Below are 24,582 nucleotides of genomic sequence, written 5' to 3'. Positions count from 1 at the left end.
ATCGCATGCCGCAGTTTACGAATGTCAGACGAGTTCACCACAAGGCAGAGCATATGTTCGCTTTGGTTGCGGATGTTGAAAAATATCCGCAATTCCTGCCTATGTGCGAGGCCCTTTCGATCCGGTCACGCAAGGAAAAAGACGGCAAGACACTTTTAGTTGCCGATATGACCGTGGGTTACAAAGTGATCCGTGAGACTTTTACCAGTCAGGTGTTTTTGAAGCCGGAAGAGAACGTCATCGATGTGAAATATGTCGATGGTCCATTTCGTTATCTCGATAATCGCTGGACGTTCAAACCGGTTGGCGATGGTTCGGAATGCGACGTCGAGTTTTTCATCGATTATGAGTTCAAGAGCAGAACACTTGGGCTTCTGATGGGGTCGATGTTTGATCTGGCCTTCCGCAAATTCTCGGAAGCCTTCGAGAAGCGTGCTGATCATATTTACGGTCTCGTCTGACCTAAGAATTTAGTGCGGCAAGAACCAGTGCTAGCGCAGATAGCACTGTCTCGTGACGAATATCTTCACGTGATTTTTCACCAAAACGGCATTCTTTGTGCAGTGTTGCAAAGCCTTGACGGGCGCTTGCAATATGCACAAGGCCAACGGGCTTTTCAGCCGATCCGCCGCCGGGACCGGCAATGCCTGTCACGGCGATGCTGATGCCCGCGCGCGAATGAGCGAGCGCGCCTTCAGCCATGGCAATGGCCACTTCCTTTGAAACTGCACCATTGCTGTTGATCAACGCAAGCGGAACACCGATCATTTCGTTCTTGGCTTCATTGGAATAGGTGACGAAACCCCGATCCACTACATCAGATGAACCGGCAATATCGGTCAATGCGCCAGCAATAAGCCCACCTGTGCAGGATTCTGCTGTCGCAATCATGATGCCGTGTTTGCGACATGTACTGAGAACGTCGATGGCCTGGGCTTCGGCAACAAGAGTCATTCAGGAACCTCACCGGGATAGATCACTGTTGCCGTCACAATAGCAGCAATACCTTCGCCACGCCCAACAAAGCCCATTTTCTCGTTGGTGGTCGCTTTTACGGAAATGCGGTCGAGGGAAATTCCCAGCATATTTGCCATGGCTTCCGTCATCGCGGGGCGGTGTGGTCCGATCTTGGGTTCTTCGGCGATAATCGTCACATCGGCATTGGCAATGCGCCCACCGGCTTCGCGGACGATTTTCACCGCATGTTCAACGAAAATATGCGATGCTGCCCCCTTCCACTGCGGATCGGAAGGCGGGAAGTGCGTGCCGATATCACCTGCACCGCGTGTCGCGAGTAATGCGTCAGTTAGGGCATGCAACGCGACGTCCGCATCAGAGTGGCCGTTAAGCTTCTTGTCGTGTGGAATGGCAACACCGCAGAGCGTGACATGGTCACCGGGTTCAAAGCTGTGAACGTCATAGCCATTGCCGGTGCGGATATCTGGAAATGAAGTCATGCCATGCCTCAATCGTTTGTCGGCCATTTCGATATCTTTGGCCCATGTTAGTTTCGTATTGTCCGCGGAACCCTCAATGATGCGTACTGAAAGCCCATAGAATTCCGCAATGGATGCATCGTCGGTAAAGTCGGAGCGACCGCTGGTGAATGCTTTTTCATGCGCGTCGAGGATCGGTGCAAAGGGAAAGGCTTGCGGTGTCTGTGCTGAGAAAAGACCAGCGCGCGGAACGGTTGTCTTAACGGTTCCATCACTGGCCGATTGCTTCAGCGTATCGGACACGGCGAGCGTGGGCAGTACACCTTCTTCTGGCGTCAGATTGTCGAATATCCGCGCGAGAAGGTCCTGCTCTATAAAGGGACGCACGCCATCATGAATGAGCACGTATTGCGGGGCGTTTTCGCTAAGCGCCAGTAGCCCAAGCCGGGTCGATTCCTGTCGCGTGGGGCCGCCGGTTACAACGCGTATATTCGAGGAGCGATCAGTAATGGCGTTTTCATAAAGTGTGGCGTCATCTGCATGAATGACCACGACGATCTGGTCAATCTCAGTGCAATGCGCGAAAGCACGCAACGTGCGCGCAAGCACAGCTTCGCCGCCGATCCGCCGATATTGTTTCGGCCCCTCAGTGCTCTGTCCCGCCCGTTCGCCACGCCCCGCGGCTACGATGACTGCTGCTGCCCGTGAAATGTCGATCGCCTTTGCCAAAAGATTCATCTATTCAAACAATCGTCTGCAAGCCGAATAATGCCTTGCGCAAATAATTGCCATACCGCAATGGATTTATCAGCGCAGGCACGCGCTTTTCCTTGCGTTCAATGCATTGAGTGATTAAAGTGTGTGCTAATTGCATCATGCACATCAAATGGGCATTTCTTGGTGACTCTCCTCGAACAACCTCTGAACATACGTGGCGTGGTACTTCAAAACCGCGTTTTTCTCGCGCCCATGTCGGGTGTTTCTGACCTTCCATTCCGGAAACGCGCTGCCGAGGCTGGCGCAGGTATGGTCGTTTCGGAGATGGTTGCGAGCGCAGAACTCTGCAATCGGCATAAAGAAAGCATGCTGCGCCTTTCTGGTGAGGGGTTGGGTACGCATGTCGTGCAGCTCGCAGGGCGTGAAGCACACTGGATGGGCGAAGCGGCCAGGATAGCCGAGGGAGAGGGTGCGGATATCATCGATATCAATATGGGCTGCCCCGCCAAGAAGGTGACGGGCGGCTATTCCGGTTCAGCGCTGATGCGCGATCTCGACCATGCGATGACATTGGTTGAAGCTACGGTAAATGCTGTCAAAGTTCCGGTTACGCTCAAAATGCGTCTCGGTTGGGATGAAAACAGCATCAATGCGCCGGAATTGGCAAAGCGTGCCGAAGATGCGGGCATTGCGATGGTCACGGTCCATGGCCGCACCCGTTGTCAGTTCTATGAGGGCACCGCCGATTGGGACGCTATTCGTGCCGTGCGTGATGTGGTGAAGATTCCATTGGTTGCCAACGGTGATGTGTTATCGCGTGCCGATGCGGAGGAGTTGTTGCGTCGTTCGGGCGCGGACGCTGTTATGGTTGGGCGCGCATCCTATGGACAGCCGTGGTTGGCCGGTGCGATTGCGGGGAGTGATTTTGCGCCGCATTCTCCAGAAGAAGTTCTTTCTTATATTATAAGACATTACGAAGATATGCTCGACCATTATGGCAGCAAGACTGGTATCCGCCATGCAAGAAAGCATCTCGGCTGGTATCTGGATCGCCATGTGGACGAGGCATTCTCGTCGTCAGAACAATCTAAAAAAACTAAGGCTGAAATCATGACGCTCACCGACCCTGAAGCGGTTATCGTGGCGCTCGCCCGCGTATTTTTGCGTGATGCAAATCCTGCAGACGTAATCAGAAAGGTCGCATGATGGTCGGAAGAGCAGAAGCGGGCGGCATCCCGGGCATAATTCTGGATGCGATCAATCAGCCTGTCATCATGGTCAGCACTGACAATCATATCGTTTATGCCAATATGGATGCGGAGCAGTTTTTTCGCTCTGGTTCCTCCATACTGGCGCGCAACCGGCTGGAATCCTTTCTTCCTTTCGGAAGCCCGTTATTGGCTTTGGTTGATCAGGTTCGCACCAGTCAGGTGCCGGTTAACGAATATCGCGTCGATATATCGTCTCCTAAGCTTGGTGCTGAGCGCATCGTTGATCTTTATGTGGCTCCGGTGATCGAGACTCCGGGCGCTGTGGTGATCCTGTTTAAGGAGAAGACCATGGCGGAGAAGATCGATCGCCAGATGACGCATCGTGGCGCTGCGCGTTCGGTTACAGGGCTTGCTTCCATGCTGGCGCATGAGATCAAGAACCCGCTTTCCGGTATTCGCGGCGCAGCACAATTGCTTGAACAGGTGGTAACGGATGAAGATCGTGCACTTGCGCGGCTCATCACCGATGAAACTGATCGTATTGTTAAGCTCGTCGATCGTATGGAAGTGTTTTCCGACGAGCGTCCAATCGAGCGCACTGCAGTCAATATTTATTCGGTGCTCGACCATGTGAAGGCCATAGCACGCAATGGATTTGCGCGGCATATTCGCTTCGTTGAGGAATATGATCCCTCATTGCCGCCTGTCTTTGCCAATCGGGATCAACTGGTTCAGGTGTTTCTTAATCTGGTGAAGAACGCAGCTGAGGCTCTCGGTGACCGCGAAGGGGCTGAGATCACACTTTCAACAGCCTATCGTCCGGGCATTCGCTTGCAGGTTCCTGGCGCGAGTGACCGCGTGGCGTTGCCACTCGAATTCTGCGTGCACGATAATGGTCCGGGCGTTCCCGAAGATATGCTGCCGCATCTGTTTGATCCATTTGTGACCACAAAGACCAATGGTTCTGGCTTGGGACTGGCGCTTGTTGCCAAGATTATCGGTGATCATGGCGGTGTGATTGAGTGCGACAGCCATCCGTCCCGTACAACATTCCGCATACTCATGCCTGCATGGAAGAGTTCTGCCGATAACACGAGTTCAAAGAGCTCAAAGATGTCTGCAAAGACAGGAGATAACGAATGATTGCCGGACGTCCGACAGGTACGATTCTCGTCGCAGATGACGATGCTGCAATCCGTACGGTGCTTAATCAGGCACTGTCTCGTGCAGGCTATGATGTTCGGGTGACGTCCAATGCAACATCGCTCTGGCGCTGGGTAGCCGCTGGTGACGGTGATCTGGTCATCACAGACGTCAACATGCCGGACGAGAATGCCTTTGATCTGCTTCCGCGCATCAAGAAGATGCGCCCTGATCTGCCGATCGTGGTGATGAGCGCGCAGAATACTTTCATGACCGCAATCCGCGCTTCGGAAGCCGGTGCCTATGAATATCTGCCAAAACCTTTCGATTTGACTGAGCTTATCAACATTGTTGGTCGTGCGCTCTCTGAGCCCAAGCATAAGCCAGCAGCCGCGATGCCTGATGAGCAGGCCGAGAACATGCCGCTGGTCGGTCGTTCGCCTGCTATGCAGGAAATCTATCGCGTGCTTGCCCGTATGATGCAGACCGATTTGACCATGATGGTCACAGGTGAGTCGGGTACGGGTAAGGAACTCGTTGCACGAGCGCTTCATGAATATGGTCGCCGCCGCAAAGGGCCGTTTGTCGCAATCAATATGGCTGCGATCCCGCGTGATCTGATCGAGTCCGAATTGTTCGGCCATGAAAAGGGTGCCTTTACTGGCGCACAGAACCGTTCAAGCGGACGTTTTGAACAAGCCAATGGCGGCACGCTGTTTCTTGATGAAATCGGCGATATGCCAATGGAGGCGCAGACGCGCTTGCTGCGTGTGTTGCAGCAGGGCGAATATATGACAGTTGGCGGTCGCACGCCGATCAAAACCGATGTGCGCATCGTGGCTGCAACCAACAAGGATCTGCGTCAGCTCATCGCGCAGGGGCTTTTCCGCGAAGATCTTTATTACCGTCTCAATGTTGTGCCGCTGCGCCTGCCGCCATTGCGCGAGCGTAGTGAGGACGTGCCCGATCTGGTACGTCATTTCTTCAAGCGAGCTGCTGAGGAGGGGTTGCCGGAGAAGCGTATTACTGCTGCCGGGTTCGACATGATGCGTCGCTATCCATGGCCGGGCAACGTGCGCGAGCTGGAAAACCTTGTGCGCCGGTTGGCCGCTCTTTACCCGCAGGACGAAATCTCACCGGAGATCATCGAAGCCGAACTGAAGTCCGAGCTATCAAAGCCTGACGTTCCGGTTTCCACATCTGCCGATATCGAGAATATCACCATTTCGCAGGTGGTAGAGCACAATATGCAGCGTTATTTCGCGTCCTTTGGCTCTGATCTGCCACCGCCGGGTCTCTATCACCGTGTTCTCGCAGAACTGGAATATCCGCTGATCCTTGCTTGCCTAACCGCGACGCGTGGCAATCAGATCAAGGCAGCAGAGATTCTTGGACTGAACCGCAATACGTTGCGCAAGAAGATCAGAGAGCTTGGCGTCAACATTTATCGTGGTGCTAAACAGAGTTAAGCCATCATTACGCGCCGAAATCCGCTTACTCTTTTGAGAAGTCGTAGTTAGATCATCGATCTAACTATTTGTCTGGCGCATTATCCAACGCAAAACCGCTTCGCACTTTTGCTGGAAATGCTTAAAAGCTGTAAACAATCGTTGCATTTTCGCCACAATGCGTTGCATAGATGCAACGCTATTGGGTAACATGGTTAACATGAACACAGCGAATCTGACGACGGATATGGACGGGGAAGAGCGATCATCACGTGCGGGTGAGGGGCGCAGGCTTCTCGCATTGCCCGGTATTATCACCGTTGTTTCGGCGCTGATCACGGCATCGATTTCTTTTGCCATTCTTATTGGTATTACGCCAATCACACCTGATCGCAACGTGACGCTGGCGCTCGTTATCGTCAATGTTGCGCTGATTGTTTTTCTGATCCTGCTGATTTGTCGTGAAGTCTATCGCATTGTGTCGGCGCGCCGGTCAGGAAAGGCTGCTTCCCGGCTGCACGTCCGTATTGTCGCGCTGTTCTCACTGATTGCGGCTATTCCGGCCATCTTGGTGGCAATCGTTGCGTCGGTGACGCTCAATCTTGGGCTTGATCGCTGGTTTGATACCAATACGCGCGACATTGTGAGTTCATCGCAAAGTCTGACGACTGCTTACATTCGTGAAACGGCACTCAATCTGCAAAGCACATCGTTCTCGATGTTGCAGGAACTCGATGCTCAGCGCACGCTTTACAGCCTCGATCGGGGCGGCTTCATCCGCTATATGACGCTCCAGGCCGGTGGTCGTGGGTTGCTTGGCGCATTCCTTGTGCGTGAAGGCGGCGATGTCATTGTCAAAAGTGAAACCGGTGTTGAGACGCGCCTTCCACCTCCTACCGAAGATGCATTGAAAACTGCCGTTGATGGCAAGCCTGTGATCATCCCTCCCGGCAACAGTAATTTCGTCGGTGCGGTTATAAAGATGCGCGAGATTCCGGATCTTTATCTTTACACGGTTCGTGCCGTTGATCAGCAGATTCTGGAAGCCATGCGCCTGATGGAAGCGAACACACAACGCTATCAGGAGATGGATGCCAATCGTATTCCGACCCAGATCGCTTTTGCGTTGCTCTATTTCGGTTTGACGCTGATTCTTCTGTTATCGGCTATATGGACCGGTATTGCGGTTGCTGACCGTCTCGTACGTCCAATTCGCCTGTTGATTGGGGCAGCTGATAATGTGGCGGCGGGTAATCTCGATATTTCCGTGCCTGTTCGTTCATCGGATGGTGACGTGGGGGCGCTTTCGGGAACGTTCAACAACATGGTTGCGGAGCTGAAGAGCCAGCGTAACGAACTTATTTCTGCAAAAGATCAGATCGATGAGCGTCGCCGCTTCTCCGAAGCCGTGCTTTCGGGGGTGACTGCCGGTGTTATTGGCATTGAGTCCGATGGATCCATTTCGATCCTCAATCGCTCTGCCGAACACATGTTCGGGGTGAGCTCACAGGATGCAATTGGCAAAAGCCTTACCAGTATCGCGCCGGAAATTGGACAGGCCTTCGAGGTCGCACGCACTACAGGACGCACTGTGCATCGCGAACAAGTCAGCATGACTCGTGGAGGTGCTGCACGCAACTTCAACGTGCAGGTTACGGTAGAGGACGCGGAATCTGACGATTATTCCTATGTGGTGACGGTCGATGACATTACCGATCTTGTTCAGGCACAGCGTTCTTCCGCATGGGCCGATGTTGCGCGTCGCATTGCACATGAAATCAAGAACCCACTGACCCCGATCCAGCTTTCAGCAGAACGCATTCGCCGTCGTTACGGCAAGGTGATTACGGAAGACCGGGAAGTCTTCGATCAATGCACGGAAACGATCATCCGGCAGGTCGGTGATATTGGTCGCATGGTTGATGAGTTTTCGGCTTTTGCGCGTATGCCGAAGCCGGAAATGCGTGCAATGGACCTGCGAGAAGCGCTTCGTGAAGCATCCTTTCTTATCGAAGTCAGCCGGAATGATATTCATTTCAACCATGAATATGGTTCTGAAAAGCTCATCGGCTCTTTCGATAGCCGATTGCTGGGACAGGCCTTTGGTAATGTCATCAAGAACGCCAGTGAGGCTATTGATGCAGTTTCCAAGGAAGAGCGTGGGGATGGATATATTCTCGTTCGGTCGCAAAAAATCGACGGACAACTCGTGGTCGATGTTATCGACAACGGTAAAGGTTTGCCGGGCGATGACCGTCAGAAACTGCTCGAGCCCTATATGACCACGCGTGAAAAGGGCACGGGACTTGGTCTCGCTATCGTTCGCAAGATTGTTGAAGAACATGGCGGACATTTGGAATTGCATGATGCGCCAGCAGATTTCCACGGAGGACGTGGCGCAATGATACGTATGATCTTTCCTGAGATTTCCACCGGTGTGACCGGTACGGAAGAGGGGAATCACGGAAACAAGATAATTGGACAGGTGAATTGATATGGCAGCCGATATTCTTGTAGTTGATGATGAAGCGGACATTCGGGAACTCGTTGCAGGTATTCTGAGCGACGAAGGCTATGAAACCCGTACTGCTTTTGACGCTGACAGTGCGCTCGCAGCCATCGATGATCGTGTGCCGCGTCTGGTGTTCCTCGATATCTGGTTGCAAGGCAGCCGTCTTGATGGGCTAGCGCTGCTTGACGAGATCAAGAAGCAACATCCGGAGCTGCCTGTTGTTATGATTTCCGGTCACGGCAATATCGAGACAGCAGTGTCCGCGATCCGCCGCGGAGCTTATGATTTCATTGAAAAGCCATTCAAGGCTGACCGCCTCATTCTGGTTGCGGAGCGCGCTCTGGAGACATCCAAGCTCAAGCGTGAAGTTTCCAACCTGCGTAAGCGCAGTGGCGATAATCTGGATTTGATCGGTGCGTCGCTGGCTATCAATCAGCTTCGCCAGACAATCGAGCGCGTAGCGCCGACCAATAGCCGTATTATGATCACTGGTCCTTCCGGTGCCGGCAAGGAGTTGGCCGCGCGTGCCATTCATGCGCAATCAACGCGCGCCAATGGGCCGTTTGTAACGGTCAATGCTGCAACCATTACGCCGGAACGCATGGAAATCGAGCTGTTCGGTACGGAAATGGATGGTGGTGAGCGTAAAGTTGGTGCGCTTGAAGAAGCACATGGGGGTATTCTCTATCTCGATGAAGTTGCCGATATGCCGCGTGAGACGCAGAACAAGATTTTGCGTGTTCTGGTCGATCAGCAGTTTGAGCGGGTGGGTGGAACCAAGCGTGTGAAGGTTGATGTCCGCATCATTTCTTCGACCGCACAGAACCTTGAAGGCATGATTGCTGAGGGTACATTCCGCGAAGACCTTTTCCATCGTCTTTCGGTGGTGCCGGTGCATGTGCCAGCCCTTGCGGCGCGGCGCGAAGATATTCCAGCGCTGGTCGAATATTTCATGACGCAGATTGCCGAACAGGCCGGTATCAAGCCGCGCAAGATCGGTTCCGATGCTATGGCGGTTTTGCAGTCCCATAGTTGGCCGGGCAATATTCGTCAGCTGCGCAATAATGTGGAACGCGTGATGATTCTGGCGCGTGGCGATGATCCGGAAGCGCCAGTAACCGCCGACCTTCTGCCAGCAGAAATTGGTGACACGCTGCCGCGTGCACCCACTGAGTCCGATCAGCATATCATGGCCCTACCTTTGCGCGAGGCGCGTGAGCGTTTCGAGAAGGAATATCTGATTGCACAGATCAACCGCTTCGGTGGCAATATCTCGCGTACTGCTGAATTCGTCGGCATGGAACGCTCGGCTTTGCATCGCAAACTGAAATCTCTCGGCGTATAAGAGAATTACAAGTTTAAAGCAGGCGGGATGATATGCGGGTAATCGTATGCGGAGCAGGGCAGGTTGGCTATGGCATCGCCGAGCGGCTTGCTGCTGAAGAAAATGACGTCTCCGTCATCGATACGTCTGCACGACATATCGAGATCGTCCGCGATACGCTGGATGTACGCGGCTTTGTTGGTCATGGGTCTCAACCCGATGTGCTGGCTGCTGCTGGTGCCAACGAAGCTGATATGATTATCGCAGTCACCCTATCTGACGAAGTCAATATGGTGGCGTGTCAGGTGGCGCATTCAGTTTTCAACGTGCCGACCAAGATCGCACGCATTCGCGCGCAGTCTTACCTCAAGGCCGAGTATCAGGACCTGTTCCTGCGCGAAAACTTGCCCATCGACGTTATTATTTCACCGGAGCTTGAAGTCGGTGAAGTCGTCTTGCGGCGTATCGCCTTGCAGGGGGCTACTGATGTTCTGCGATTTGCCGATGATAAAATCATCGGTCTTGCAATCGAATGCCTTGATGAATGTCCGGTTATTAATACGCCGCTGAAACAATTGTCAGACCTGTTTCCCGATCTCGCGGCAACGGTCGTTGGCGTTGTTCGCAATGGCAGCCTTTTTATTCCGCGTTCGACGGATCAGCTTCATGCCGGCGATCTCGCCTATGTGGTGACAACCCGCGAACAGGTTCGCAGAACGCTTTCATTGTTCGGGCATGAAAAGCCGGAAGCACATCGTATTGTCATTGCTGGCGGCGGAAATATCGGACTTTATGTTGCCAAAGCGATTGAAGAACGCAAATGGCAAACACGGATCAAGATGATCGAAAGCGAGCACGACCGCGCTTTTGCGATTGCTGATCAGCTTAACAGAACAATGGTTCTGCATGGCAGCGCGCTTGATCAGGCGCTTTTGCAAGAAGCAGATATCGAAGATGCTGATCTTTTTGTGGCACTGACCAATCAGGATCAGGTCAACATTCTATCGAGCATCATGGCGAAGCGTCTTGGCTGCAAGGCTAACATGGCGCTGATCAATACCGTCGCTTATCAGGATTTCACCCACATGGTGGGTATCGATGCATACATTAATCCGAAGGCAGTGACTGTATCGAAGATATTACAGCATGTTCGGCGTGGCCGTATCCGGGCGGTTTATAGTGTCTATCGCGATATGGCTGAAATTATTGAGGCTGAAGCGCTTGAGACCTCCTCATTGGTTGGAGCACCTTTGCGCGACCTCGACCTGCCGGAAGGTTTGCGAATCGGTGCGATTTATCGCGACGGGCAAGTTATCCAGCCAAACGGTAATGTAAGGATCAAACCGCGGGATCGTGTTGTGATTTTTGCAACTGCGGATGCGATCAAACATGTGGAACAGATGTTCCGCGTCAGCCTTGAGTTTTTCTGATCACCCGGCTTTGATTAAAATAGGGCAGTACTTTCATCGGGGCTTATATGGATATCTGCACTTTTTGGTACGGACCGCGTCTGCGTGAAGTTGATCAAATCTGTCTGGCCTCGATGGTCATGACGGGTCAACGCGTGAAATTGTTTTCTTACGCGCCAATAGAAAACGTGCCACAGGGAGTAGAACTGTGTGACGCCAGCGAGATATTGCCCGAACAGGTCTTTAAACGGCTGGATCCGGGATATCCAAACTTTCGCAGCAGGACGACCATCGTTCAGTTCAGCGATATTTTCCGTATAATGCTGATGAAGCACAAGCAGGGCGTCTGGCTTGATACAGATGTCTATCTGCTCAAACAATTTCATCCTGATCCGTTAAAGCCGTATCTCGCACGTGAGAATCGTTTCCGAGTGGGAGTTTCAGCGCTTTATCTGCCGCACGACCATCCTATCATCCGCGAATTTGAAGCTTATGTTGCTGCGAGCTATCCATTGCCTCGCTGGCTTGGCCTGAGACGCGGTAAGCTGCGTCCGCTTTATTATCGAATGACTGGCAAAGACATTACACCAGCCGCCATCGGGATCACGATCTTCGGCAATGATGGTATTTCGCGTTTGGCCCGCAAGTACGGCATATTCAAAAATGCGGCACCGCAGGAGAATTTCTACTACTGGGTCGGGAGGGAAGCTACACGCATTTATGACCCTGCTTATGGCCTGGAACCAACGAAGCATCCGGACTTTATCGGATTTCATATCCATAAGAAGCACAAGGAAGTGGTTTTTCTTAAGCCCGGTAGCTTTTATATGTGGGCGATTGAGCGTGTTAAACCACTACTCGATGGACCATTCCAAGATGTCGTTGAGACAATGTAACAAATTGGCCTAAGGCTTTTTCCTCTCAGCTCCTTGAAAAGAATGCCAGATTTGTGGGGCCTGAAAGATTTGCCTGCATGCATTTGAAATTGCCGGTTGCGCAAAGATTCCCATCCTGTTAACCGAAGCTAAAGAGCGAAGCAGTTGTCTTTCCACAGCAATTGCGATCAGTGACCGGTTTTGCGCAATCCGGGAGCTTGATTTATGTGTGTGCGCGTGCTCGTCTGGCATTTGGCGAGCTGACTGCTGATCGATTAAAGGAATAAAAACAATGGCTGAACGATCGCAAAATCTTCAAGACCTTTTTCTCAATTCTGTACGCAAGCAGAAAATTTCACTGACCATCTTCCTTATTAATGGCGTGAAACTCACGGGTATCGTGACGTCCTTTGACAATTTCTGCGTATTGCTGCGTCGCGATGGCCATTCGCAGCTTGTATATAAGCATGCAATTTCGACCATCATGCCAAGTCAGCCTGTGCAGATGTTCGAGGGTGAGGAAGTCTGACGCTTACCAGTTATTGGCCAGCTTAACTGGCCAGTTTTTGCTGGAGCGTGGTGATTTCGCAAAGCTGTCACTCCGCTCCAGTTTTTTCGATTCCAATCTCGCCAGATCTGGTGTTCGGATTGTAATTTGATTAGCCGGGGCGTCGTCTGCATAATTTCTTAAATCGGGATCGATTTAAGATTGAATTATTCAGTAAACTTAAACTGTTAGAGCGACCTTTGTGCGCCCGTTGGGACGCACGGTGCTCTAATGTTTGAAACCGCTTGTGCGGAGACCTATCTGCATGGGTAGTTCGTTTCCGTATCCCGGAGTAAATCTATTTGTCGAAATTCAAGGATAAGAACATATCGCCTGCCGATGAAAACAAGGGATTTGGCCTGTCTGAGCCAGAACCCACCAGAGCAGCGGTTATCGTTCCTATATTGCCAGAACGGCACAATACAAGCACTGCAAGTGAAGAAGGTGAAAGACCCCAGTTCCAGCGCTCTAACGAAGCGCGGCTGGAGGAAGCTGTCGGTCTTGCGCGTGCGATCAATCTCGAAATTGCTCATGCCGAAAATGTAGTGGTGAACACGCCACGCCCCGCAACCCTGCTGGGGACAGGTAAGGTAGAGACGATTGCTGAAATTCTTGAAGACAAGTCAATCGGGCTTGTCATCGTAGATCATTCACTGACACCGGTGCAGCAACGCAATCTGGAGAAGGAATGGAACGTCAAGGTTATCGACCGCACGGGCCTCATTCTGGAGATTTTCGGCGAGAGAGCGCGCACCAAGGAAGGTGCGCTGCAGGTTGAACTTGCACATCTGAACTATCAGAAGGGGCGTCTTGTCAGAAGCTGGACCCACCTTGAGCGTCAGCGCGGTGGTGGCGGGTTCCTTGGCGGTCCGGGTGAAACACAGATCGAAGCCGACAGACGTATGCTTCAAGACAAGATTTTGAAGATCAAGCGTGAGCTGGAAACAGTTGTTCGCACGCGTACGCTGCATCGCCAGAAGCGCCGTAAGGTGCCACATCCCGTTGTTGCGCTCGTCGGTTATACAAATGCGGGCAAATCGACACTGTTCAACCGCATGACCGGCGCTGATGTTCTGGCTGAGGACATGCTGTTTGCTACGCTGGACCCGACGCTTCGCCGTATCCGTCTTCCGCATGGCGAAACGGTTATCCTGTCCGATACCGTGGGCTTTATTTCGAACCTTCCTCACCATCTGGTAGCGGCGTTTCGCGCGACGCTTGAAGAGGTCGTCGAGGCTGACCTGATTTTGCATGTGCGCGATATTTCCGATCCGGATAATGCTGCACAGGCAGAGGATGTAGAGAGCATTCTTGCAGGTCTTGGCGTCGAACCTCATGACCACAAACGCGTGATCCAGATATGGAACAAGATCGACAATCTGGATGAAGCGGGGCGCGAGGCAGCATCTCGTCTTGCTGCTGCAGGCAGTGACGAAGGCCGTCCGATTCCGCTTTCAGCCTGGACAGGTGAAGGCGTTGACAGGTTGCTTTCGCTTATCGAGACCCGCATTGCAGGGGCGCTCGGTTCGGTAGACGTCGTATTGTCTCCGTTTGAGATGCAAATCCTTGACTGGATTTACCAGCACGGCAGTGACGTAAAGCGAGAAGATCTGGAGGATGGGTCGGTTCGTATCCGCGCCCGCCTGACTGAAACATCGCGTAAAATGCTGGATGAGAAACGTGGCATTAAGCCTGTCATTGATGATTCCGACTGGGATTGATCGGCATCTTGCGGAACAGGGCTGCAAAGCCCTATGTATGGAACATCCAAACGATTCATATTCGTCATAAATATGCAGAGGCCCATTATGAGAGATCCCATTGAAACCGTCATGAACCTCGTGCCGATGGTGGTCGAGCAGACCAACCGTGGTGAGCGGGCCTATGATATCTTCTCGCGCTTGCTGAAAGAACGCATCATCTTCGTCAACGGTCCTGTCGAAGACGGCATGTCCATGCTGATTTGCGCGCAGCTTCTCTTTCTTGAATCGGAAAACCCGAAGAAAGAGATCAACATGTACATCAATTCGCCCGGTGGCGTTGTGACCTCCGGTATGGCGATCTATGACACGATGCAGTTCATTAAGCCGCCCGTTTCCACGCTTTGCATGGGGCAGGCTGCGTCGATGGGCTCTCTGCTGCTGACCGCCGGTGCAACCGGCCAGCGTTTTGCGCTGCCAAATGCACGCATCATGGTGCATCAGCCATCAGGTGGTTTCCAGGGACAGGCGTCGGATATCGAACGTCATGCGCAGGACATCATCAAGATGAAGCGCCGCCTCAACGAGATTTACGTTAAGCACACTGGCCGTGATTACGAGACGATTGAGCGCACACTTGATCGTGATCATTTCATGACGGCGCAGGAAGCTCTTGAATTCGGTTTGATCGATAAGGTGATCGAATCACGCGAAACTGGTGCTGAAGAATCGAAGTAAACAGAGGCCGGTTTACCCGGTTTGCTGGATTTTTAGCGTCCGTTGCCACAAAAGCGGCTTATTTCTTGGTCGTACGTGAAGGTTAACGCATCGCGTTAAGCATCTGTTGGGGTTCCGGGCGCTAAAATTGTTCAGATTATGCGGAATCTCGTCGGGGAACCTGATTTTTCAATTGTTCCCCGCTTTAGGTTCTGCAAAAGTCACCACTTAGGGCTTCTTCGGTCGGGAAGCCTGCGGTGACTGGAATCCCGAGACTAGAAGCAGCGCGTTGAAGCTGCTGATGGACCGTCAAGGAAGTGTGTTTTGCTTCCCCAAATGGATCCGAACCGGAAAAAACGATCGGAATGAACACGCGATGAGGTTGTTGTTCATTTCGGTTTATTGAAAGGAAACTGCAATGAGCAAAGTCAGCAACAGCGGCGGCGATTCAAAGAATACGCTTTATTGCTCGTTCTGTGGCAAAAGCCAGCATGAAGTGCGTAAGCTGATTGCAGGCCCGACCGTATTTATCTGCGACGAGTGCGTCGAACTTTGCATGGATATCATCCGCGAGGAAAACAAAACCTCGATGGTGAAGTCGCGCGAAGGTGTGCCTACGCCGCAGGAAATTATGGACGTTCTTGACGATTATGTTATTGGCCAGAAGGGCGCTAAGCGCGTTCTCGCTGTTGCCGTGCACAATCACTACAAGCGTCTCGCGCATCAGACGAAGAGCAGCGACATCGAACTGGCAAAGTCCAACATTCTGTTGGTCGGCCCGACGGGCTGCGGCAAGACCTATCTTGCTCAGACGCTCGCTCGTATCATCGATGTTCCATTCACCATGGCTGATGCTACGACGCTGACAGAAGCAGGCTATGTCGGTGAAGACGTCGAAAATATTATTCTGAAGCTGCTTCAGTCGGCTGATTACAACGTTGAACGTGCGCAGCGCGGCATCGTCTATATCGATGAAGTCGACAAGATCAGCCGCAAATCGGACAATCCATCGATTACCCGTGACGTATCGGGCGAAGGCGTTCAGCAGGCGCTTCTGAAGATCATGGAAGGTACTGTCGCTTCCGTGCCGCCGCAGGGTGGTCGCAAGCATCCGCAGCAGGAGTTCCTGCAGGTGGATACGACAAACATTCTGTTCATCTGTGGTGGTGCTTTTGCCGGTCTCGACAAGATCATCTCTGCTCGCGGTGAAAAGACGTCGATTGGCTTCAGTGCAACCGTCAAGTCGGTAGATGATCGTCGTATCGGCGATGTCTTCAAGGAACTCGAGCCTGAAGATCTTCTGAAGTTCGGTCTTATTCCGGAATTCGTTGGTCGTCTGCCAGTGATTGCAACACTCGAAGATCTCGATGTTGACGCATTGGTGCAGATCCTGACTGAGCCCAAGAATGCGCTCGTGAAGCAGTATCAGCGTCTGTTCGACATGGAAAATGTCGAGCTGAGCTTCCACGACGATGCCCTGCGGGCGATTGCCAATAAGGCCGTGGAACGCAAGACGGGTGCACGTGGTTTGCGCTCGATCATGGAAAAGATCCTGCTCGATACGATGTTCGAGCTTCCGACGCTGGAAGGCGTGCAGGAAGTGGTCATTTCTGGCGATGTTGTGGATGGTAGTGCACGTCCACTGTATATCTACGCCGAGCGTCAGGACGAAAAAGGCAACGCGTCAGCCTGACGATTGCCGGATTTTCTGAGATAAGGCCGCGAAAGCGGCCTTTTTCTTGTCTATGTGTTGGCGCAGGCTGGATACATCGCGCAGTTGTTATTGTACAAATTCCTGTGACGGCGCAGGATAGATGACGATTCTATGAATGCTGCTCTGAAAGCAGCTTGAATTTAGGAGTTCGACACTCCAATTATGGACCGACGCACTGGTTGTGGACTGCCTCATAATGAAAGGGGACACAACCTGTGGCAATCGGGTCGAATGACCTGAGAAAGGACTGAATAATGACGGGTATTGAACAGAAGACGCCTTTGGGTGGTTCTGCTGCGGGCGGCGAAGACGGGCTGTATGCCGTTCTGCCGTTGCGTGACATTGTAGTCTTCCCCCATATGATCGTCCCGCTGTTTGTCGGACGCGAAAAGTCGATCAAAGCACTTGAAGAAGTGATGGGTGTCGACAAGCAGATTCTGCTCGCAACGCAGAAGAATGCGGCTGACGACGATCCGGCACCGGATGCAATCTATGAAATCGGCACGATTGCCAATGTGCTGCAGCTTCTCAAGCTGCCAGATGGGACCGTCAAGGTTCTCGTCGAAGGCACTGCACGCGCCAAGGTTTCCAAGTTTACTGATCGTGAAGATTATCACGAAGCCTATGCCGCAGCTCTTCCAGAGCCTGAAGAAGATGCCGTTGAAGTTGAGGCATTGTCTCGTTCGGTGGTCTCGGACTTTGAAAACTACGTCAAGCTGAACAAGAAGATTTCGCCGGAAGTGGTTGGCGCTGCCAGCCAGATTGACGACTATTCCAAGCTTGCGGATACGGTGGCTTCGCATCTCGCGATCAAAATTCCTGAAAAGCAGGAAATGCTGTCGATTCTCTCGGTGCGTGAGCGTCTTGAGAAGGCGCTTTCGTTCATGGAAGCCGAGATTTCGGTTCTTCAGGTTGAGAAGCGCATCCGTGGCCGCGTCAAGCGTCAGATGGAAAAGACACAGCGCGAATATTACCTTAACGAGCAGATGAAGGCGATCCAGAAGGAGCTTGGTGATGGCGAGGATGGTCGCGATGAAGCGGCTGAGCTCGAAGAACGCATCAACAAGACCAAGCTTTCCAAAGAAGCCCGCGAAAAGGCCCAGGCTGAGCTGAAGAAGCTGCGCAGCATGAGCCCGATGTCTGCCGAAGCAACGGTCGTCCGCAACTATCTCGACTGGCTGCTGTCCATTCCGTGGGGCAAGAAGTCGAAGATCAAGCAGGACCTGAACTTTGCCGAAGGCGTACTCGGTGACGATCACTTTGGTCTTGAAAAGGTTAAGGAGCGCATTGTCGAGTATCTCGCAGTGCAGGCTCGTTCGACCAAGATCAAGGGTCCGATTCTTTGCCTCGTTGGACCTCCCGGTGTTGGTAAGACCTCGCTTGCACGTTCGATTGCCAAGGCTACCGGCCGTGAATATGTCCGTATGTCGCTTGGCGGCGTGCGTGACGAGGCTGAAATTCGTGGTCACCGCCGCACATATATCGGTTCGATGCCTGGTAAGGTCATCCAGTCGATGAAGAAGGCGAAGAAGTCCAATCCGCTCTTCCTGCTCGATGAAATCGACAAGATGGGCCAGGACTTCCGCGGCGATCCGTCATCGGCAATGCTCGAGGTGCTGGACCCGGAACAGAACTCGACCTTCATGGATCATTACCTTGAGGTTGAATATGATCTGTCGAACGTCATGTTCGTGACGACTGCCAATACGCTGAACATTCCTGGTCCACTTCTGGACCGTATGGAAGTCATCCGTATTGCCGGTTACACCGAAGATGAAAAGCTCGAGATTGCCAAGCGGCACCTGCTGCCAAAGGCGATCAAGGATCATGCTCTGCAGCCGAAGGAGTTTTCGGTCACGGACGATGCGCTGCGCAATGTTATCCGCCTTTACACACGTGAAGCCGGTGTGCGTAGCCTTGAACGTGAAATGATGACTCTGGCCCGTAAGGCCGTGACCGAGATTCTGAAGTCGAAGAAGAAGTCGGTGAAAATCACTGATAAGAATCTCTCCGATTATCTCGGCGTTGAGCGCTTCCGTTACGGTCAGATCGATGGTGAAGATCAGGTCGGCGTTGTCACAGGTCTCGCCTGGACTGAAGTTGGCGGCGAGCTGTTGACCATTGAAGGTGTCATGATGCCGGGCAAGGGGCGCATGACCGTCACGGGTAACCTCCGCGATGTGATGAAGGAATCGATCTCTGCGGCGGCATCTTATGTTCGTTCGCGTGCGGTTGATTTCGGAATTGAGCCTCCGCTGTTCGACAAACGCGATATCCACGTGCACGTACCGGAAGGTGCGACGCCAAAGGATGGTCCGTCGGCAGGTATCGCTATGGTTACTGCAATCGTCTCTGTTTTAACCGGCATTCCGGTTCGCAAGGACATCGCAATGACGGGTGAAGTTACCCTTCGTGGCCGTGTGCTGCCAATCGGTGGTCTCAAGGAAAAGCTGCTTGCCGCATTGCGTGGCGGCATCAAGAAAGTTCTGATCCCGGAAGAAAACGCCAAAGATCTGGCGGAGATTCCGGATAATGTGAAGAATAATCTTGAGATCGTTCCTGTGTCGCGTGTCGGTGAGGTTCTTGAGCATGCGCTGCTCCGCAAGCCAGAACCAATCGAATGGACAGAGCCTGCGACTCCTGTTGCAGCCGCTCCAGCGGACGATGAAGCAGGCGTTTCGACAGCTCATTGATCGTTGCTAGTGGCTAATAAGATAACAATGCCGGGCAAAATGCCCGGCATTTCTGTGTTTAACCCCGGTTTTCCGGGGTTTTTTCATGTTGACAGGCTTGGTTTGTCAACCGATTTGAATAAACTGCACGCAATCCGGTCGCGTTATTCGTTCCGGTAGATAAAGAAAGGAAATGCCTATGAACAAGAACGAATTGGTCGCCGCTGTAGCGGAAAAGGGCGGTTTGACAAAGGCCGACGCAGGAACTGCTGTTGACGCTGTACTCGCAGCTGTCACCGGTGCACTCAAGGCTGGTGAAGAAGTTCGCCTGCCAGGTTTCGGCGTTTTCTCCGTTTCGCATCGCGCAGCATCGACTGGCCGTAACCCGTCGACTGGCATGGAAGTTGCCATTCCGGCCCGTAACGTGCCGAAGTTCTCGGCTGGCAAGGGCCTGAAGGACGCCGTTAACGGCTAATCCTATAAACTGACGCGATATGATCGCGAGCAGTTTTGCGAGAAGGCCCGGTTTGACCGGGCTTTTTTCATTTCAACGGTCTATGGTTTTGATTGGGGGAGGTTTCGCGATGCGCTTTCGTAAAATGAGTATGGCACTCCCGGCTATTGGCTTTGCAGGCTTGCTTTTCGGTATGCAACCGGCGCTGGCGGAAACCTGCGACGATCAGGTCTTTCAGGACACAAAATTCATAATCTGCACAGTGAAGGCCAAAGAAAATCTACGTCTCTTCTGGAAGGGCTCTGATGGCGAGCCATATCGCAATTTCTCGAAGGTGGCAGACGCTGTAACGCAAGACGGCAAGACGTTATCATTTGCCTTGAATGCGGGAATGTATCAGGTCGATTTTACGCCTATGGGACTATATGTCGAGAATGGGCAGGAGTTGGTTGCGGCCGACACCAAAGCGCCCACGCGTTCCTCCGGCCCGGTTCCAAACTTTTACAAAAAACCCAATGGCATTTTCTATTTCGGGGATGACAGCGCCGGTATTGTTTCGACCGACAGGTTTTTGAAGCGCAAACCGCAGGCGCATTTTGCCACGCAATCCGGACCGATGCTGGTCATTCAGAACAAGCTCAATCCGATTCTGATCAAGGGATCGACTGACCGGACCCGCAGAAGCGGGGTTGGTGTCTGCGCGGATCAATCCATCCGCTTTGCCATCAGCGAAGATGCGGTGAATTTCTACGATTTCGCCATGTTATTTCGAGACGGGCTCAAATGCCCGAATGCGTTGTTTCTCGATGGCGGCGGCGGTGCCGGGATCTACAGCCCTGCCATGGGAAGAAACGATATCTCATGGCATGGTGGATATGGCCCGGTTGTCGGCTTTATCGAGTAATAAAAAAAGCCGGGTGTGAAACCCGGCTTTTTATGCTCATTCAGCAGCTTCAGCTTTGCGCCTAGGACGGCGTTCAAGCAGATCCTTGAGGAACTGGCCTGTGTAAGAGCGTTTCTCCTTCACGATGTCCTCCGGGCGGCCCACAGCGACGATCTCACCACCACCGTCGCCACCCTCTGGACCGAGATCGATCACCCAGTCAGCAGTCTTGATGACTTCAAGATTGTGCTCGATGACGACGACCGTGTTGCCCTGTTCGACCAGCTCATGCAGCACTTCGAGAAGCTTTGCCACGTCGTGGAAGTGCAGGCCGGTGGTTGGCTCATCAAGAATGTAGAGTGTGCGTCCGGTTGCGCGGCGCGACAGTTCCTTGGCAAGTTTCACACGCTGTGCTTCACCGCCGGAAAGTGTCGTTGCCTGTTGACCAACTTTGATATAGCCGAGGCCAACCTTGACGAGTGTTTCAAGCTTGTCCCGAACCGCCGGAACAGCGGTGAAGAACTCAGCGCCTTCTTCAACCGTCATGTCGAGCACGTCGGCAATTGATTTGCCTTTGAAGTGCACTTCAAGCGTTTCACGATTGTAGCGCTTGCCGTGGCAGACGTCACAAGTGACGTAGACGTCGGGCAGGAAGTGCATTTCGATCTTGATGACACCATCGCCCTGACAGGCTTCGCAGCGCCCACCCTTTACGTTGAATGAGAAGCGGCCTGGCTGATAGCCGCGTGCCTTTGCTTCTGGCAAGCCAGCGAACCAGTCGCGGATCGGCGTGAATGCGCCCGTATAGGTGGCAGGATTGGAACGCGGTGTGCGGCCAATCGGTGACTGGTCGATATCGATGACCTTGTCGAGGAACTCCAGTCCTTCAATACGGTCATGTTCTGCTGGATGCTCGCGCGAGCCCATGATGCGGCGCGATGCAGCCTTGAACAGGGTTTCGATCAGGAAGGTGGACTTACCGCCGCCTGAAACGCCTGTGACCGCGGTAAATGTTCCCAGTGGAATATCTGCGGAGACATTTTTCAGGTTATTGCCGCGCGCACCGACGACCTTGATGCGCTTTGCCTTGGAGATTTCGCGGCGTTCCGCCGGAACGGCTACTTCCAGCACGCCCGACAAATATTTGCCAGTAAGCGAGTCGGCATTGGACATGACATCATCGGGCGAACCCTGCGCGATGATCTTGCCACCATGAACACCGGCAGCTGGACCGATATCAACCACATAGTCAGCCGTCAGGATGGCATCTTCGTCATGCTCAACGACGATAACCGTATTACCGAGATCGCGCAGATGGCGCAGCGTGTCGAGAAGACGGGCATTGTCGCGTTGATGCAGGCCGATAGACGGCTCATCAAGAACATAAAGCACACCCGTAAGGCCAGAACCGATTTGCGAAGCCAAGCGGATGCGCTGGCTTTCACCGCCCGATAGCGTACCGGAGTTACGCGCCAACGTCAGATAATCTAGGCCGACGTCGTTGAGGAATTCCAGACGTTCGCGGATTTCCTTGAGGATGCGCGCCGCAATTTCACGCTGCTTATCGTTGAAGCTGCCGTCTACATCGCGGAACCATGCGTCAGCATTGCGGATCGACATGCTGGTGATTTCACCAATATGCTTCATGCCGATCTTTACGGCTAAGGATTCTGGCTTCAAACGATATCCGCTACAGGCCGGGCAGGGCGTCGAGGACATGAAACGTTCGATTTCCTCACGCGACCAGGCAGAATCGGTTTCTTTCCAGCGGCGTTCCAGATTGGGAATGACGCCTTCAAAAGCCTTCGTAGTCTGATAGGAGCGCAAACCATCATCATAGTTGAAGGTGATTTCGCGTCCCTTCGTGCCATGAAGTATCGCGTCCTGCGCTTCATCTGGCAGGTCCGCCCAACGAGCGCTGACCTTGAACCCATAGGCTTTGCCAAGTGCTTCAAGTGTCTGATTGTAATAAGGCGATGAAGAGCGCGCCCACGGTGCAACTGCGCCATCTTTCAGAGGTACGGACTCATCGGGAATGATCAGGTTCGGATCAATCGCCTGTTGTGTGCCAAGGCCATCACAGGTGGCGCAGGCACCAAAGGGATTGTTGAACGAGAAAAGGCGCGGTTCGATTTCAGGAATCGTGAAGCCTGAGACCGGGCAGGCAAATTTTTCTGAAAACATAACGCGTTCATGCGTTTCATTTGCAGATTTGTTCGCACCACCACCTGCTGATGTATCTTCAGCCAGTAGCGGCTTGTCTGCAAATTCCGCTATGGCGAGACCTTCTGCCAGTTTGAGGCAGGTTTCAAGACTATCGGCAAGGCGGGTCGAAAGATCAGACCGCACCACGACACGGTCCACGACCACATCGATATCGTGCTTGTACTTCTTGTCGAGCGCTGGAACGTCAGCGATTTCGTAAAAAGTGCCATCGACCTTGACGCGCTGGAAGCCCTTCTTCTGAAGTTCTGCCAGTTCCTTTTTATATTCGCCCTTACGGCCACGCACGATGGGGGCCAGAATATAAAGACGGGTGCCTTCCTCCAGCATCAGGATGCGGTCAACCATCTGGCTGACTGTCTGGCTTTCAATAGGCAAGCCAGTCGCCGGGGAATAAGGAATGCCCACGCGCGCAAACAGAAGGCGCATATAGTCGTAGATTTCGGTGACAGTGCCGACGGTCGAACGCGGATTGCGGCTCGTGGTCTTCTGTTCGATGGAAATGGCAGGAGACAGACCGTCGATCTGGTCCACATCCGGCTTTTGCATCATTTCGAGGAACTGGCGCGCATAGGCCGAAAGGCTTTCGACATAACGCCGCTGACCTTCCGCATAGATCGTATCGAAAGCGAGTGAGGATTTTCCTGAACCCGAAAGGCCTGTCATCACGATCAGCTTGTCGCGCGGCAGATCAAGATCGACATTTTTCAGATTGTGTTCACGCGCGCCACGTATGGAAATGAATTTCTGATCGCTCATTCCGCGTCCTGCCTGTTTCGTCATGTCATGGAGTCTTCAGGCGCCGATGAAACTTACGTCGCGCCGCTCCACAATATGGGGATGAACCCCTCCAAGGAGAAGGGGGGCTGCTCAATCGCTATTGGCACATTTAGCACCAGAACAAAGATCGAACAACCAGCCTTCTGATAGGCGATACGAAATGTGAACGCAAGAGCGTTGACTGTCACTCCTGACAGGAGCACACTACCCATACTCACTGGTTGCGGAGAGATATCGGAAAGGGATGAAACGATATCGGCAAGAGGTCCCGCCAGTTGAGCCAACGAACCGGGAGGTAAAGGAGCATGAGTCCACCTGACGACGTTGCATAGCTTTCACATTGATGGAAGCACAATTGCTTGCAGTCATAATTGCTTCATTTGCAAGGAATGACGCTTTTTTGATTGAAACGAGTGATTGCAGAAAATTTAAAAAATGCGCGGCGATCTGGTCTCATATTTCAGATTTCCGATTAGATTTATCGGCGAAGTACTGTCGATATAAGAGCTATGCTCAACCCCAAGCCCTGCGCGCCAAAGAAACAGTGAGCGGCAGGGCTTTTCCTTGGATGGTCATTTGATGGCTTTTCATTTAAGGCCTCCAACATGTGAAAAATGCATGGAAAGTGATGTATGTACTTGTAATTTGAACAAAACAAGAACATAACTTCTGTGGACATTGGTTGAATTCGCGGCGCTGGGATGAGCGCAGCGGTGGCTGCTGCTGTAAGGTGGTAGCTGAATTTCAGGTCAGTACATTCAGGTGATTGGCCATTCTTTAGGAGCAGGCACCGTTTGGCAGGGCAAGAGCCCGCTCA

The 24,582-nt window shown here is 52.7% G+C and carries 18 protein-coding genes and 1 pseudogene; 16 read left to right on the top strand and 3 right to left on the bottom strand.

Going from position 1 to position 24,582, the window contains the following annotated elements; all coding sequences use genetic code 11:
* Positions 1-5: 5 nt before the first annotated feature.
* Positions 6-461 carry a type II toxin-antitoxin system RatA family toxin gene (locus tag ACSME1_RS01385; RefSeq protein WP_024897119.1) on the top strand — a complete coding sequence of 152 codons (456 nt, stop codon included), beginning with the start codon at positions 6-8 and terminating at the stop codon, positions 459-461.
* Position 462: 1 nt separating this feature from the next.
* Here the strand turns inward: ACSME1_RS01385 and ACSME1_RS01380 are convergent, their stop codons facing one another.
* Complete coding sequence (locus tag ACSME1_RS01380) at positions 463-954, bottom strand: CinA family protein (protein ID WP_105705884.1); 492 nt, start codon at positions 952-954, stop codon at positions 463-465.
* Positions 951-2,174 (bottom strand): bifunctional 2-C-methyl-D-erythritol 4-phosphate cytidylyltransferase/2-C-methyl-D-erythritol 2,4-cyclodiphosphate synthase, encoded by a 1,224-nt coding sequence (locus ACSME1_RS01375; RefSeq protein ID WP_105705886.1) that lies wholly within the window; start codon positions 2,172-2,174, stop codon positions 951-953. The genes ACSME1_RS01380 and ACSME1_RS01375 overlap by 4 nt, the downstream gene beginning before the upstream one ends.
* 162 nt (positions 2,175-2,336) lie before the next feature.
* Here ACSME1_RS01375 and dusB point away from each other — a divergent pair, with 162 nt between their 5' ends.
* From dusB to ACSME1_RS01300, 15 genes and pseudogenes are all read left to right on the top strand, one after another.
* Entirely contained in the window at positions 2,337-3,359 is a 1,023-nt protein-coding gene (gene dusB, locus ACSME1_RS01370; protein ID WP_181153617.1) for a tRNA dihydrouridine synthase DusB, read from the top strand.
* A complete protein-coding gene (locus ACSME1_RS01365) occupies positions 3,359-4,507 on the top strand; it encodes a two-component system sensor histidine kinase NtrB (protein ID WP_024897123.1) in 1,149 nt (382 codons plus the stop codon). The genes dusB and ACSME1_RS01365 overlap by 1 nt, the downstream gene beginning before the upstream one ends.
* Positions 4,504-5,976, top strand: a complete 1,473-nt coding sequence (gene ntrC, locus ACSME1_RS01360) for a nitrogen regulation protein NR(I) (protein WP_024897124.1) — start codon at positions 4,504-4,506, stop codon at positions 5,974-5,976. The genes ACSME1_RS01365 and ntrC overlap by 4 nt, the downstream gene beginning before the upstream one ends.
* Positions 5,977-6,133: 157 nt before the next feature.
* Complete coding sequence (locus ACSME1_RS01355) at positions 6,134-8,449, top strand: sensor histidine kinase NtrY-like (RefSeq protein WP_024897125.1); 2,316 nt, start codon at positions 6,134-6,136, stop codon at positions 8,447-8,449.
* Between the two features lies 1 nt (position 8,450).
* The gene (gene ntrX, locus ACSME1_RS01350; protein WP_024897126.1) at positions 8,451-9,812 is read left to right on the top strand and encodes a nitrogen assimilation response regulator NtrX; all 1,362 of its coding nucleotides are present in this window, start codon (positions 8,451-8,453) and stop codon (positions 9,810-9,812) included.
* A gap of 32 nt (positions 9,813-9,844) precedes the next feature.
* The gene (trkA, locus tag ACSME1_RS01345; protein ID WP_024897127.1) at positions 9,845-11,221 is read left to right on the top strand and encodes a Trk system potassium transporter TrkA; all 1,377 of its coding nucleotides are present in this window, start codon (positions 9,845-9,847) and stop codon (positions 11,219-11,221) included.
* 47 nt (positions 11,222-11,268) lie between these two features.
* Positions 11,269-12,096 (top strand): glycosyltransferase, encoded by an 828-nt coding sequence (locus tag ACSME1_RS01340; protein ID WP_024897128.1) that lies wholly within the window; start codon positions 11,269-11,271, stop codon positions 12,094-12,096.
* 67 nt (positions 12,097-12,163) lie between these two features.
* A pseudogene (locus ACSME1_RS01335) lies at positions 12,164-12,362 on the top strand (hypothetical protein).
* A gap of 5 nt (positions 12,363-12,367) precedes the next feature.
* Positions 12,368-12,604, top strand: a complete 237-nt coding sequence (hfq, locus tag ACSME1_RS01330) for an RNA chaperone Hfq (RefSeq protein ID WP_007875113.1) — start codon at positions 12,368-12,370, stop codon at positions 12,602-12,604.
* 320 nt (positions 12,605-12,924) lie between these two features.
* Positions 12,925-14,343: a GTPase HflX gene (hflX, locus tag ACSME1_RS01325; protein ID WP_024897129.1), complete on the top strand. Its 1,419-nt coding sequence runs from the start codon at positions 12,925-12,927 to the stop codon at positions 14,341-14,343.
* An 87-nt stretch (positions 14,344-14,430) separates the two neighbouring features.
* Positions 14,431-15,060, top strand: a complete 630-nt coding sequence (gene clpP / locus ACSME1_RS01320; RefSeq protein WP_024897130.1) for an ATP-dependent Clp endopeptidase proteolytic subunit ClpP — start codon at positions 14,431-14,433, stop codon at positions 15,058-15,060.
* A gap of 397 nt (positions 15,061-15,457) precedes the next feature.
* Positions 15,458-16,732: an ATP-dependent Clp protease ATP-binding subunit ClpX gene (gene clpX / locus ACSME1_RS01315; RefSeq protein ID WP_024897131.1), complete on the top strand. Its 1,275-nt coding sequence runs from the start codon at positions 15,458-15,460 to the stop codon at positions 16,730-16,732.
* A 275-nt stretch (positions 16,733-17,007) separates the two neighbouring features.
* The gene (lon, locus tag ACSME1_RS01310; protein WP_024897132.1) at positions 17,008-19,446 is read left to right on the top strand and encodes an endopeptidase La; all 2,439 of its coding nucleotides are present in this window, start codon (positions 17,008-17,010) and stop codon (positions 19,444-19,446) included.
* 178 nt (positions 19,447-19,624) lie between these two features.
* Positions 19,625-19,900 carry an HU family DNA-binding protein gene (locus ACSME1_RS01305; protein ID WP_007875106.1) on the top strand — a complete coding sequence of 92 codons (276 nt, stop codon included), beginning with the start codon at positions 19,625-19,627 and terminating at the stop codon, positions 19,898-19,900.
* A gap of 109 nt (positions 19,901-20,009) precedes the next feature.
* Positions 20,010-20,783, top strand: a complete 774-nt coding sequence (locus ACSME1_RS01300) for a phosphodiester glycosidase family protein (protein ID WP_105705890.1) — start codon at positions 20,010-20,012, stop codon at positions 20,781-20,783.
* A gap of 36 nt (positions 20,784-20,819) precedes the next feature.
* Here ACSME1_RS01300 and uvrA read toward each other — a convergent pair whose 3' ends face one another.
* A complete protein-coding gene (gene uvrA, locus ACSME1_RS01295; RefSeq protein WP_105706059.1) occupies positions 20,820-23,744 on the bottom strand; it encodes an excinuclease ABC subunit UvrA in 2,925 nt (974 codons plus the stop codon).
* Positions 23,745-24,582 lie beyond the last annotated feature (838 nt).

Origin of the sequence: Brucella pituitosa, from assembly GCF_965577835.1 — a bacterium.
Classification (GTDB): Bacteria; Pseudomonadota; Alphaproteobacteria; order Rhizobiales; family Rhizobiaceae; genus Brucella; species Brucella pituitosa.
Note: the sequence above shows the minus strand (reverse complement) of the source record. Positions and strands in the feature narration are given on the sequence as shown.